The 13378-nt window shown below is 73.3% G+C and carries 8 protein-coding genes; 2 read left to right on the top strand and 6 right to left on the bottom strand.

The features are described 5' to 3' along the window. Positions 1–2: 2 nt before the first annotated feature. Both ACIBG7_RS05090 and ACIBG7_RS05095 read right to left on the bottom strand, forming a co-directional pair. Positions 3–995: an energy-coupling factor ABC transporter permease gene (locus ACIBG7_RS05090; protein WP_397335211.1), complete on the bottom strand. Its 993-nt coding sequence runs from the start codon at positions 993–995 to the stop codon at positions 3–5. A gap of 73 nt (positions 996–1068) precedes the next feature. After that, positions 1069–2889, bottom strand: a complete 1821-nt coding sequence (locus ACIBG7_RS05095) for a glycosyltransferase family 2 protein (RefSeq protein ID WP_357915565.1) — start codon at positions 2887–2889, stop codon at positions 1069–1071. 318 nt (positions 2890–3207) lie between these two features. On the opposite strand from ACIBG7_RS05095, the gene ACIBG7_RS05100 reads away from it, so the two are divergent. Both ACIBG7_RS05100 and ACIBG7_RS05105 read left to right on the top strand, forming a co-directional pair. After that, positions 3208–3537: a hypothetical protein gene (locus tag ACIBG7_RS05100; protein WP_357915563.1), complete on the top strand. Its 330-nt coding sequence runs from the start codon at positions 3208–3210 to the stop codon at positions 3535–3537. After that, the gene (locus ACIBG7_RS05105; protein ID WP_357915561.1) at positions 3530–3889 is read left to right on the top strand and encodes a ClpX C4-type zinc finger protein; all 360 of its coding nucleotides are present in this window, start codon (positions 3530–3532) and stop codon (positions 3887–3889) included. The genes ACIBG7_RS05100 and ACIBG7_RS05105 overlap by 8 nt, the downstream gene beginning before the upstream one ends. A 235-nt stretch (positions 3890–4124) precedes the next feature. Here ACIBG7_RS05105 and ACIBG7_RS05110 read toward each other — a convergent pair whose 3' ends face one another. The 4 genes from ACIBG7_RS05110 to ACIBG7_RS05125 all read right to left on the bottom strand — a co-directional run bounded on the left by ACIBG7_RS05110 (position 4125) and on the right by ACIBG7_RS05125 (position 13351). Continuing rightward, positions 4125–6095: a GTP-binding protein gene (locus ACIBG7_RS05110; RefSeq protein WP_397335212.1), complete on the bottom strand. Its 1971-nt coding sequence runs from the start codon at positions 6093–6095 to the stop codon at positions 4125–4127. A gap of 91 nt (positions 6096–6186) precedes the next feature. After that, positions 6187–7410, bottom strand: coding sequence for an FAD-dependent monooxygenase (locus tag ACIBG7_RS05115; protein ID WP_397335213.1), 1224 nt, complete (start codon positions 7408–7410; stop codon positions 6187–6189). Between the two features lie 24 nt (positions 7411–7434). Next, the gene (locus ACIBG7_RS05120; protein WP_397335214.1) at positions 7435–10563 is read right to left on the bottom strand and encodes a BTAD domain-containing putative transcriptional regulator; all 3129 of its coding nucleotides are present in this window, start codon (positions 10561–10563) and stop codon (positions 7435–7437) included. 10 nt (positions 10564–10573) lie between these two features. Continuing rightward, entirely contained in the window at positions 10574–13351 is a 2778-nt protein-coding gene (locus ACIBG7_RS05125; protein ID WP_397335344.1) for a BTAD domain-containing putative transcriptional regulator, read from the bottom strand. Positions 13352–13378 lie beyond the last annotated feature (27 nt).

The raw sequence follows: 13378 nt of genomic DNA on the forward strand, positions 1-13378 counted from the left end.
GCTCAGGCCTTCACGGCGGTGCGGCGGCGCGCGGCGTAGGCCAGGCCGCCGGCGATGAGCAGGGTCAGCCCGACGCCGACGATGCCGGCCACGCCGACCGGGATGCCGCCGACGTCGCCGTAGTCGGCCAGCGCCCAGGAGGCGAACAGGTGGTCGACGCCGACGTCGAAGCCGCGCTCGGCGGCGACCGACTCCAGGCCGTCGGGGTCGGCGGAGGCGAAGAAGGACACGACGCCGGCCAGGATCAGCGTGACGCCGAGGCCGCCGAGCAGGAACGGCCTGGCGTTGCCGCGGGGCGCCTCGGCGGCGGGCGTCGTCGCGGCGGTCTTGCCGTTGACCACCAGGGCCGGGGCCTGGCCGCGGTAGCCGTACACGAGGTCGGGGCGGACGGCCAGGACGGCGCTGACGGTGGCGGCGGTGATCAGCCCCTCGCCGATGCCGATGAGCAGGTGGACGCCGCCCATCGCGGCGGCGACGGAGGAGACCTCGATCGGCACGGTGCCGCCGAGCCAGAACAGCAGGGTGAAGGCGAGCGCCGAGGCGGGGACGGAGATCAGCGCGGCCAGGAAGGCGGCGGCGACCACCGCGGCCTTGCCCCGGGCCAGCCGGGTGACCAGCCGGAACAGGCCCCAGCCGACCAGGACGGTGACCAGGCCCATGAGGGTGATGTTGACGCCGAGCGCGGTCAGCCCGCCGTCGGCGAAGAACAGGCCCTGGACCAGCAGCACGACGGCGATGCAGAGCACGCCGGTATAGGGCCCGACGAGGATGGCGGCCAGCGCGCCGCCGAGCAGGTGCCCGCTGGTGCCGGCGACGACCGGGAAGTTGAGCATCTGCACGGCGAAGACGAAGGCCGCGACCAGGCCGGCCATGGGCGCGGTCCGGTCGTCGAGCTCGCGTTTGGCGCCGCGCAGGCAGACGGCGACGCCGGCGGCGGCCACGACGCCGGCGGAGACGGATACGGCCACGTTGAAAAAGCCATCGGGTACGTGCACGACCAGGCCTCCATGAGGGGTGTCCAACCACCTCACATTAAGACATTGTCTTGCACCTGCATATTTGTGGCAGTTACTGGAACAGCCGGCTGATGATCGCCTTCGGGGTCAGCGTCTTGACCACCGTGCTGAGCCGGCCCTTGCCGGCCGTGGCGTAGGGCCGCACCGAGCGCAGCACCGCGCCCTGCCACCAGCGGCGCGGGCCGGCGAACAACTGGGTCGAGGTGGTCTCGATGCGGAAGCGGGCCGGCGGCCCGCCGAGCTCCAGCTCCAGGTAGGCGTCCCAGGTGCCGGGCACCAGGCGGCCGACCGAGGGTTTGGCCTCGAACGCGCCGCCGGGCAGGCCGACCACGCGGTCGATCCGCTCGTCGCCGGTGTTGCGCTCGCGCCAGACGAGCCGGCGCACCGCGTTCTCGGCCGGCGCGGCGCCGGTGACGGTGACGTGGCCGTCCAGCACCAGCCGGTGCCCGAAGGCCCAGCGCGCGCTGGTCAGCCGGGCCGAGCCGGGCACGCTGAGCACGTGCCCGCCGATGTCGATGCTGAGGTTGCCGCCGCTGCGGGTGAAGTACGGCAGCGCCACCGACTCCCCCACCAGCCGGGGCGACGGGCAGGGCAGCTCGCGGTCGCGCTCGGCGCCCAGCCGGCCCTGCCGGTGCACGCCCTCCAGCTCGATGGTGACCAGCAGGTCCCACACCCCCGAGGACAGCTCGCCCACGTCGATGCGCGCGGTGAACTCCGGGCCGTCGAGCTCGGCGGGCACGACGAGCTCGCGCCCCGGATCCTGGCGCGAGCGCAGCAGCAGGGCGACGCCGTCGTACTCGGCGAGGCCCTCCAGCCCGGCCACCCCGGAGACCAGCAGCCGCTCGCCCTCCCAGCGCAGGTCGGTGAGCCGCCGGTGCACGGTGGCCGCCTCGATCCCGGCCAGCCGGACCAGCCGCTCGACGTCGCCCAGGGCGGCCAGCCGCTGCCGGTCGGCGGGGTTGAGCAGCTCGACCACGCCCGGGGTCAGCCACTCGTCGCACAGCGCGGCGACCTCCTGCGCGATGTCCTTGCGCCGCACCTCGTCGGCGGCCAGGAAGGCCTCGCCGAGCTGGGCGAAGGCGTCGAGCCTGAAGTGCCGGCGCAGCAGGTGGTCGCGCAGCGGTCCCGGCGGCACGTGCGCGGCCATGAGCTGGATCGGGTCGCGGATCATGTGCAGCCAGGCGATCGGGTCGCGGCTGTCGGGGCGCTGCATGATGCTCGTGCCGTCCGGGCGCGCGGTGAGGTGGTAGCAGTCGTAGTCGGCCACCACCGAGATCACCTCGGCGTGGCAGTAGGCGTGCACGGTGAACAGCAGGTCCTCGCCGACCAGCCGGTCCTCGCCGAACCGGATGCCGTGCTCGACCAGCATCTGCCGGCGGAACAGCTTCCAGCAGCTCAGGCTGTTGTAGACCGCGCTGTCGGCCAGGCTCACCCGCTCGGCGTTCTGCCGGAACATCGAGGCGGGCGCGCGGCGGCCGTGCCCGACGACCTTGCCGAGCACGATGTCGGAGCCGTTGCGGTCGGCCATCGCGACCATCCGCTCCAGCGCCTCGTCGCCGAGGTAGTCGTCGGCGTCGCAGAAGAAGACGTAGCGGCCCGTCGCGTGGTCGAGGCCGACGTTGCGCGGGCGGCCCGCGCCGCCCGAGTGCTCCTGGCGGATGACCTTGACCGTCCCCCGGTGATAGGTCGCGTACAGCTCCAGGAGCTCGGCGCTGCCGTCGGTGGAGCCGTCGTCCACCACGACGATCTCCTTGTGCACCCGTTGCACCAGGGCGGAGGTCAGGCTTCTGTCCAGGTACGGCCGGCAGTCGTGCGCAGGGATGATCACGCTCACGTCCACCGCGTTCGTCGAGTCCTCCGTCAGTCCAGACACAGCACGCCCCGTCACTATGTGCTTCTAGATGATTTCAGTATGTGACCAGAGCTCAAGTCGTGCAGGGGGTTCGGCGGTCTTCTTGAACCGGCTTTTTCTGGAACCCCAGATTCCCGACTTGCCCCGAAAAATGCTGCTACGGTGGCCGAACCGGGGCTCTTCAGACACCGAACGAGCTTCAGGGCTGCGCTTTTTCCTCCCGGTGGGAGATATCCAACCCGCAGGGAACAGTGCTCTACCCCCTCCGCCTCCGGAGTGATCCGGCGGCCAAGGCCGCGCGTCTACGCTTAGGCGACCTTGACCGGGGAGGTGTCGGTAATGAGAACTGATCTCGTGCGTGAAGCTGAGTTCATCGTCTCCTCAGCACGACTCAAGGAACTGCAGGAGTGTTCCGCGCTGCTCCGCCGTACGCGGCTGCGCGCGGAGGAGATCGTGAACCAGGCCCGCGCGTTGCACGTGGAGGCGGTCATCGACGGCGAGCCCTCGCGCGTCGACGCCTGCGCGTCCCAGCTTGAGGAGGCGCACGCCGCCTATTGCCGCATCGTCAACGCCTACCTGTCGATCTGCCGCCGCATCAACGACGAGCGGCTGGCGATCCTGAAGGGTTGTCAGGGTCAGCCTGACGGTCTAGTGTCAGGTCATGCCTGACAACGAGCACCTGTACTGCTCCTTCTGCCAGCGACCGGCGGCTGAGGTCCAGAAGCTGATCGCGGGCCCCGGCGTCTACATCTGCAACGCCTGCGTCGGTCTCTGCAACGACATCCTGAGCTCGGAGGAACTCCGCGAGACCTCCGAGCCCCGGCTGCCGATGTGGGAGTCGCTGACCGACGAGCAGATCCTCGACCACCTGCCCAACATCGTGAACGTCCAGTCCCAGATCGACAGCAACCTGCGCGACTGGGTCGGCGCCCTCCGCAAGCGGGAGGTGAGCTGGGAGCGCATCGGCGCCGCACTGAGCATGTCGCGGCAGTCGGCCTGGGAGCGGTTCAAAACCGTCTGAATGATTTCCGCGTTCCATGGGTAAACCTGTGTGACTCAAGAGGCGTCCTATCACCAGGGAGGCCCACCATGCAGGTCGTCGACGGCCTCGCGGCGCCCGATCTGGCGGAGCTCCAACTGGAGATGCTCCTGGTCGTGGCGTTGCACGAGGAGGCAGAGCGGCTCGTCGCCGCCGAATGAACGGGCTCCTGCTCCCCGGGAACGCACCCCCGGGGAGCAGGAGTTGGGGGCCTCGCTCACACCCGCCGCAACACGTGCAGCAGATACTCCTTCCGGTCCAGCGGGTTGTGGTCGGTGCGCGGCCTGGCCGGGGGCGGCCCGGTGACCGGCTCGTAGCGCTCGAAGGCGCTCTCCAGCACGCCCTCCCCGCGCGTCAGCGTCGGCAGTTCGAGGTGCAGCTCGTGCACCCGGCCGGCGGGGATCTCCCCCTCCAGCACGGTGGCGCCCATGCCGTACGGCACCGCGCGCACCCTGGCCAGCGCCGGGAGCACCGCGCCCAGCGTGTCCGCGGGCAGCTCCAGCCGGAACCGGTGGATCGGCTCGTGCACCCGCGTGCCCGCCCGGCGCAGCGCCGCCATCAGCACCAGCGGGGTCAGCCCGCGGAAGTCGGCGCCGGTGCTGGACATCGCCTTGTCGAAGCGCGCGTGCGCGTGGCTCTGCCGGGGCGAGTAGCCGCTGTGCGTCATCGTCACCGTGCAGTCGGCGACCTGCCAGCCGTACAGGCCCTGGGTGAGGGTCTCCAGGACGGTGTCCTCGACCGCCTTGAAGAAGGCGTACGGCATGGCCCCCAGCGAGACGCCGAGCCGGAAGCGCACCCCGCTGCCCGGCGGCGCCGGATCGACGCGCAGCCCGACGGTGGCCAGGAACGGGTTGGGCGCCTTGCCGTTGAACTCCACCGCCGAGCCCGTGCCGGCCGGCCGCTCGACGCAGATGGTGGTCGTCTCGCGGAAGGTGACGTCCAGGCCGTACTCGGAGGCAAGGGTCGCCTGGATGACCTCCTTCTGCACCTCGCCGTAGAGCGAGACGGAGGTCTCCTGGCGCACGTCGTCCTGGCGCAGGCCGATCAGCGGGTCCTGCTCGGCGAGCTGGGTGAGCGCGACGTTCAGCGCGCCGCGCTCGGCCTGCCGGCCGGGCACCACCACCGTCTCCAGGGTGGGCGGCGCGAAGTGGCGGGCCTCGGTGGTGCGGGCCGCGCCGAGGGTGTCGCCGATCCGCGCCGCCTCCAGCCCCCACACCTTGCCGATGCGCCCGGCGGGCAGTTCACCCCGCGGTGCGGCCGAGCCCCGGTCGAACACGGCCAGGGCGGTGACCTTGGCCTCCCGGCCCTGCAACAGGAGCCGGTCCCGGGTGCGGAGCGTGCCGCCGAACAGGCGGACGTAGGCCACCTTCTCCCCCGCCGGGCCGCGCTCGATCTTGAAGATCGTGCCGGACAGCGGCCCGTCCGGGTCGCCGCCACCCGCCGGGAGCAGCTCGCGCACGGCCCGGGTCAGCTCCGCCACCCCGGCCCCGGTGATCGCGGAGCCGAAGTACAGCGGATGCAGCCGGGCCCGGCCGACCTGCCGGGCGAACTCGGCGCGCAGCCGGTCCGGTGCGAGCGCGGCCCGCTCGTCGGCGAGGTAGGCGGCCAGGAAGGCGTCGTCCGCCTCAGCCAGCCGTTCCGCCAGGGCCGCCGGGTCACCGGACGGCGTGCCGTACGGGTGGAAGCTCGCGGTGCGGGCGCCGGGCTCGCGCACGGTTCCGGCGGCCACCACGGCCGGGGTGAGCTTGGCGGCGATCTCGTCGAGCAGGCCGCCGGAGCGCGCGCCGGAGCGGTCGATCTTGTTGGCGAACAGCAGGGTCGGGATGCGCAGCCGCCGCAGGGCGCGCATCAGGATGCGGGTCTGCGCCTGCACCCCCTCCACCGCGGAGACGACCAGCACCGCGCCGTCGAGCACGCTGAGCACGCGTTCGACCTCGGCGATGAAGTCGGGGTGGCCGGGGGTGTCGATCAGGTTGACGGTGAGGTCGCCGACGGCGAAGGAGACGACCGCGGACTTGATGGTGATGCCGCGTTGCCGTTCGAGCGCCAGGGAGTCGGTCTGGGTGTCGCCGTCGTCGACGCTGCCGAGCCGGTCGATGACTCCCGCGTCGAGCAGGAGCCGTTCGGTCAGGCTGGTCTTACCGGCGTCGACGTGGGCCAGAATGCCCAGGTTGAGGTGTCTTTGCAAGCGTCATGCCCTCTGGATGGGTGCGAACCGGGATAAGCGGGGACACGAACGTCTGCCTCATCTCGGTGCTCCTTCCAGGGGACGGCTCCGGTCAGTCGACCAGACGCGGGCCGGCCGGGGCAACGGGTTTTCCGGCGTAGGGCTTCAGGGTGATGGCCTCGGCGGTCTTGCGCACGCTCTTGGCGATCAGCTTCTTGCCCGGCAGGTACGGCAGCAGGCGCTGCTGCTGGCGCAGCAGCCAGGCCATCCGGCGGCTCTTCGGCACCAGGAAGCCGCTGACCCCGTCGGCGGACTTCTGGCAGCCCTCGGCGTACTCGCGCAGCTCGGCCTCGTAGCGGGCGAAGGCGGTGCGGTGGTCGCCGCCGGCCTCGGCGAGCTCCCCGGCCAGGACGTAGGCGCCGATCATGGCCAGGCCGGTGCCCATCCCCGACAGCGGCGAGGCGCAGCAGGCGGCGTCGCCCAGCAGCACGACCCGGCCACGCGCCCAGGAGTCCAGCTTGACCTGGGCGATCTGGTCGAAGAACAGCTCGGGCGCCTGGTCCATGCGGCGCAGCAGCTCGTCGCTCTCCCAGCCGACGCCGGCGAAGTGCTCGCGCAGGACCGCCCGCTGGGCGGCGGTGTCGCGGCGGGCGTGCGGCAGCTCGCCGGCGGCGAAGTAGAAGACCGCCCTGGCCTCGGTGTTCCGCCGGGCGGTGTAGTACGACACCAGCTTGCCGGGCGTGGTGTAGATCCGGCCGGCGTGGTCGAGGCCGAGGTAGTTGGGGACGGTGAAGATCGCGTAGTGCAGGCCGAGATGCTTGATGAAGCGGGCCTCGTCGCCGAAGGCCAGACGGCGGACGCCGGAGTGGATGCCGTCCGCGCCCACGACCAGGTCGAAGCGCCGGGGCGCACCACGCTCGAAGGTGACGTGCACGCCGGTCGCGTCCTCGGTGAGCGAGGTGATCGAGTCGCCGAAGACGTACTCGGTGAAGGGCTTGGTGCGCTCGTGCAGCAGCCCGGCCAGGTCGCCGCGCAGGATCTCCACGTCGCCGGAGAACAGGTCGGCGGGCGAGTCGACCAGGCGCTTGCCGCGGGCGTCGACGTAGGTCATCGGGCCCATGCCGGTGCGCAGCCGCTCGATCCCCTCCAGCAGGCCCATGCTCCGCAGCAGGGAGAGGTGGACCTCGCCGCGGAAGTCCACGGCGTGGCCGCCGTCACGCGGCGCCGGGGCCTTCTCCACGACGGTGGCGGCGAAGCCGTGCCGGTGCAGCCAGTAGGCCAGGGCCGGGCCGGCGATGCCGCCGCCCGAGATCAGGACGTGCTTGGTGGTCGTCATGGGGGCGAGTGTGCCGAGGGGCGCTCACCGCTCCCTCACCGCGACCTCACCGGCCCGGCGGCGGTCGATGACCCGCTGGTCGGCGCCGAGCAGGCGGAGGGCCTCGGCCGGGGTCAGGCGCAGGCCCTCGGCCCGGGCTTCGCCGTACCGGGCGGGGCCGAGGGCGGCCTGCGCGGCGGCGGCGGTCGCGGCCACCTCGGGCGCGGGCTCGGTGTCCAGGCCGCGCAGGGTCGTGGCCGCGCCGAGCAGCCGGGCGGCCAGGGCGGGGTCGCCGCCGGTCAGGGCGAGCCCGGCCAGGGCCTCCGCGGCCCGCGCGCTCTCCGGCAGCGTGCCGGCCGCGGTCGCGGCCTCCACCGCCTGCACCAGTACGGCACGCGCCCCGGCGAGGTCGCCTCGCGCGGCGGTGACCAGCCCCTTGCCGATCAGCGCGCTCACCCGGTTGCTCACGTTCCTGATCCAGTGCGGGTCGAACCGCTCCAGCGCTCTCGTGTAGAGCTCGTCGGCCTCGCCGAGCCGGCCGGCCTCGCGGGCCAGGTCGGCCAGCCCGCGCAACGCGGCGGCGTCGAGCGTCGGGCTGCCCGCCCGCCGGGCCGTCTCGGCGGCGCGCAGATAGTCGCGGCGCGCCCCGGGCCGACCGCCGCGCGCCAGGTAGTCGCCCCGGCTGCACAGCAGGTCGGCCAGGTCCTCGTCCGCGCCGAGCTCCTCGGCGAGCGTGATGGCCTCGTCGGTGAGCTCGACGGCCCGGTCCCAGTCCCGGCGGAGCGCGGCCAGCCCGGCGAGGGCGTCCAGGGCCAGTGTGCAGCCCCAGCGGTCGCCCACCTCGCGCAGGACCGCCAGCGAGCGGCGGAACTCCCGCTCGGCGGCCTCCCAGTCGCGCTCGGCCATCGCCGGGTAGCCGCGGACGAAGTGGAAGATGCCCTGCTCCCAGGCGTCGCCGCCGTCATGTGCCTGGTCCAGGACGGCGAGCACGACGGCCGGGTCGCCCTCGCCCGAGTTGATCATCGGCCAGGCGAGGCTGACCAGCGCCCGGCGTGCGGCCGGGTCACGCCGCCGGACCAGCCGCTCGGCGGCCGGCCGGTGCCGCAGCCAGGCCGCCCGGCCCTCGGCGCTGGCGGCGGCGGTGAGCGCGACCAGCACGTAGTCGTCGCCCAGGCCGGGGTCCGGGTCCGCGCCGAGCCGGTCCAGCAGGACCGTCGCCGGGCCGGCCACCGCCGCGCGCATCCCGCGCATCCACAGGTACGGCGCCAGCGCCCCCAGCAACCGCACCGCCTGTTCCGTACGGCCGGCCTCGGTCAGCCGGTGCAGCGCGGCCAGCAGGTTGTCGTGCTCGGCGGCCAGCCTGGCGAGCACCCGCAGTTGCTCGGGGCCGCGCAGGAGCGGGTCGCTTCGCCGGGCCTCGGCCAGGAAGTGCTCGGCGTGCGCCCGCCTGGCCGCCTCGGTCTCGCCGGCCTCGGCCAGGCGCTCGGCGCAGAAGGCGCGGATCGTCTCCAGCATGCGGTAGCGGCCCCCGGCCACCTCGACGAACGACTTGTCGGCCAGCGAGTCGAGCACCTCCGCAGAGCCGCCGCACACCGCTTGCGCCGCCTCCGCCGTCGCGCCGCCGGCGAAGACGGTCAGCCGGCGGGCGGTCGCTCGCTCCTGCTCGTCCAGCAGGTCCCAGCTCCAGGCCACCACCGCGCGCAACGTCTGATGGCGGGGCGCTGCCGTACGGCTGCCGCGCGACAGCAGGCCGAAACGGTCCGACAGCCGGGCGGCCAGGTCGGGGAGCTCGTGGGTACGGGCGCGGGCGGCGGCCAGCTCGATCGCCAGCGGCAGCCGGTCGAGGGCCGCGCACAACCGTCCGACCTCCTCCGGATCGGCCGTGAAGCCCGGGCGCACCGCACTGGCCCGGTCGTGGAAGAGCCGGACCGCCGCCTCCGGCGCGAGCGCGCCAACCGGCCACAGGTGCTCGCCGGTGAGACCGAGCGGCTCGCGACTGGTCGCCAGGATCCGCAACTCCGGACAACCGGCCAGCAACCGGGCCACCAACTCGGCCACCGCACCGACCAGATGCTCGCAGTTGTCCAGCACGAGGAGGGTGTCCGGGCGTTCGGCCAGCGCGTGCACCAGCCGATCCACCGGCGCCTCGGTCACCCCACCCAGCCCCCGCTCCCGCAGCCCCAGCGCGGTGAACAGCGCCATCGGCAACTCGTCCGGCTCCCGCAGCGGGGCGAGCTCGACGAAACAGACCTCGGCCGCGGCTCTGGTGACGGCCTCGACGGCCAGGCGGGTTTTGCCGGCGCCACCCGGGCCGAGGAGGGTGACCAGTCTGGCCTGGCTCAGCAGTCGCGCGACGGCGTCGAGGTCGGCGTCCCGGCCGACGAAGCTGGTCAACTGCGCGGGCGGCCCGCTGGGACGCGGACGCTCCGCGCGCAGCAACGCCAGATGCAGCTCAGCCAACTCCGGACCGGGATCCGTGCCAAGCTCCGCCACGAGCAGCCGCCTGACCTGCTCGTAAGCCTCCAACGCCGCGGCCGGCCGACCCTCGGCGGCCAGCGCCCGGATCAGCAGGGCATGCAGCCGCTCACGCAGCGGGTGACCGGCAACCAGCTCGCGAAGCTCGGCGACCGGGTGCTCACCCGCCCGCAGGTCGGCCTCGATGCGGTCCTCCAGCGCGGCCAGCCGGAGCTCGGTCAGCCGGGTGGCCAGAGGGGACGCCACCGCGCTGTCCGGCGCATCGGCCAGAGCCGGCCCACGCCAGAGCGCAAGAGCTTGGCGCAGAAGCGCAGCAGCGGCCCGATGCTCACCCGCACGCAGAGCCCGAGCGCCCTGCTCGGCCAGCCCCTCGAACCGCCCCGCGTCCACCTCGTCGGCGGAGACGGCCAGGCGGTAACCGCCGGGAACCGTCTCGATGGTCGTTCCAGGCAAAGCCTTACGCAGCCGGGAGACCTGCGACTGCAGCGCGTGGGCCGCCCCCGGCGGGGCGGCTTCGCCGTACAGCTCGTCGATCAGGACCTCAGGCGGCACCGGACGCCCGACCCGGCACAACAGCAACGCCAGCAGAGCCCGCGCCGCCGGCCCACCGACCGGCACCTCGGCGCCGTCCGGCCCCCACGCCCGGGTGGGGCCGAGGATGCCGAACCGCGGCGCCGGATCCTGCGGGAGCTCGGCCATGAGAAGCGGGTCAGGCTTCCTGTCCAGCCGGACCGGCCAGGAACGCACGAACCTCGTCAGCTTCCGGAACGCCGAGTTCCTCGTACAGCCGCAGGGCCTGCGCCCCGTGCTCACGGGCGAGCTCGTCCTGCCCAAGACGCCGGTGGGCGCGAGCCAGCCCGTCGTGCGCACGAGCCTGCTCGGGCCGGTTGCGTACGGCCAGCCCCAGCGCGGCCGTGTGCTCGGCGATAGCCCGCTGGGGATCGCCGAGCGCCAGCTCCGCCTCGCCGAGCCCGTTGCAAGCCGCGGCCTCGTCACTACTGTTGCCCATGGCCCGATAAAGCTCGCCGGCCTGCCGGTGCCGGGCCATGGCCTGCTCGGTCTGCCCCTGCTTGCGCAACGCCGAGCCGAGATAGTTGAGCACCCGGGCCTCCCCGAGCTGGTCGCCCTCCTTGCGGTGCAGGGCCAACGCCAGGTCAAGGTGACGGCGAGCCTCGTCCGGCCGCCCCATCTGGTCGAGGAGGCGGCCGAGGTCGGCCAGGACGAAGCCCTCCCGCGACCAGTCGCCGGCGATGCGGGTCAGGTCGAGCGACTGCTTGAGGTACTGCTCGGCCTTGGCGCTCTCCCGGCGACGCCACGCCACGTTGCCCAGCGCGTTGAGAGCCAGCGAGCGCTCGTCGTTGTCCTCGCAGGTGTCGAGCACCCGCTGGGCGAAGGACTCCGCCTGCTCGTAGTCGCCGCGCCGCCAGTAGGTCCAGGCCAGGTCGGCGAGGGCCCGGCCGGGCGGCATGGCGCGCTCGCCGAGGGCGAGGCTGCGCTGCAAGGCGATGGAGTGCAGGGTCAGGGCGTCGTCGTGGTGGCCCTGCCGGTCGAGGTAGGGGCGCATCGCGAAGGCCAGGTGGCTGATGCAGACGTTGGGGCCGTGCACCACGGTAGCGATGATGTTGGCGCGTTCGGCGTCGAGCCAGCCGATGGCCTCCGCCGTACCGGTCAGGGGCTCCACCGGGGTGAGCACCGGCGGCATGTGCGGCCGGTCGGGCACGCTGTGCGGGAAGAGCTGCTTGACCGCCGAGCGCGAGCGGTGCAGGTAGTGCACGAGCAGGCGCATCAGCGCGTCGTCGTCGGCGGCCAGCGAGCGGGCGTGCTCGCGCAGCAGGTCGTGCAGGGTGTAGCGGCCCGGCTCGCGCTGCAGGAGCATGTGCGCGTCGAGGAGGTTCTCCAGCAGGTCCTCGGCCTCGAAGACGGAGACACCGGCCAGCGCGGCGGCGGCGTGCGGCTCGATGTCGCGGCCGGGCGCCAGGCCCAGCAGCCGGAACATGCGCTGCTCGTCCTCGCCGAGCTGCTCGTACGAGACGGTGAAGGCGGCCGCGACGCTGCGCTCGGAGGTGGACAGCTCGGCCAGCCGCCGCCGCTCGTCGGCCAGCCGGCCGGCCAGGTAGGACACCGTCCACCGGGGCCGGTGCTGCAGCCGGGCGGCGGAGATGCGCAACGCCAGCGGCAGGTAGCCGCACAGCTCCAGCACCTCGGTGACCGCCTCCGGCTCGGCCGCGGCCCGCTCGCCCACGACCCCGGCGAAGAGGGCGAGCGCGTCCTTCTCCGGCAGCACCTCGACCGACAACGCGTGCGCGCCGTCGAGACCGACCAGCCGTCGCCGGCTGGTGATCAGCAGCAGGCTCTCGGAGACGCCGGGCAGCAGCGGGCGTACGTGCTCGGCGTCCTGCGCGTTGTCCAGCACCGCGACGATGCGGCGCTGCGCCAGCTCCGCCCGCCACAACGCGCTGCGCTCGGCCTCGGTCGCCGGGATGTCGGTCAGCCCGAGCTGGCGCAGCAGCGCCTCCAGCGCCGCGGCGGCCGGCAACAGGTCGCGACCCGCCTGCAGGTCGAGGAAGAGCTGGCCATCGGGGTAGCGGCCGGCCAGCCGGTGCGCCGCCCGCACCGCGAGCGTCGTCTTGCCGATGCCGGCCATGCCGTCGATGGTCACGATCGGGTGCCGGCTCTGCTCGACCAGCTTGTCCAGTTCTCCAGTACGGCCGGCGAAGTCGGGGATGTCGTAGGGCAGGAAGCTCTTCCTGGGCTGCGGCTTCTCGGCCGGTGCGGGTGTCGCGGCCGGCTGCTCGGGCCGCAGGCTCGGGTCGTCGGCCAGGACGGCGCGCTCCAGCTCGGTGAAGGCGTGGCCGGGGTCGAGGCCCTGCTCGTCGGCGAGAGCCGTACGGTAGCTCCGGGCCGCGGCCAGCGCGTCGGCCTGCCGTCCGGAGCGGTGCAGCGCCAGCACCAGGTGCCCGACCAGCCGCTCGCGCAGCGGGTTGGCCACGACCTGGGCGGCCAGCTCGTCCAGCACGTCGAGGTGGCGGCCGGCGGCCAGCTCGGCCTCCATCAGCCGCTCCAGCGCGGTCAGCCGCCGGTCGTCCAGCAACGCCCGCGAGCCCGGCGCGTACGCGGCACTCACATCGGCCAGCGCGTCACCCCGCCACAGCTCCAGCGCCTGCCGGAACTCGCCCTTCCCGACCAGGTCGTTGAACACCTGCACGTCGAGCTGGCCCGGCTGCGGCTGCGCGACATAGCCGCCCGTGCGGGTCTCAATGAGATCGACGCCCTTCTTGCGCAGCGCGGTCATCGCGGCGTGGATCTGCGAGCGGGCGGTGTCCGGCTGGTCATAGCCCCACATCGCGTCGATCAGCTTCTCCATGCTGATCACCCGCCCGGCGTTGAGCAGCAGGTAGGCCAGCACCGCGCGATGCCGCGGCGCCATGCCCTGGACCGGCTCGCCGTCGGCGAGCACCTGTACCGGCCCCAGCAGCGCGAACTGCATCTTCACGATTCGCCTCCCATCGTCGAC

Source organism: Nonomuraea sp. NPDC050328, from assembly GCF_044459405.1.
GTDB lineage: Bacteria > Actinomycetota > Actinomycetes > Streptosporangiales > Streptosporangiaceae > Nonomuraea.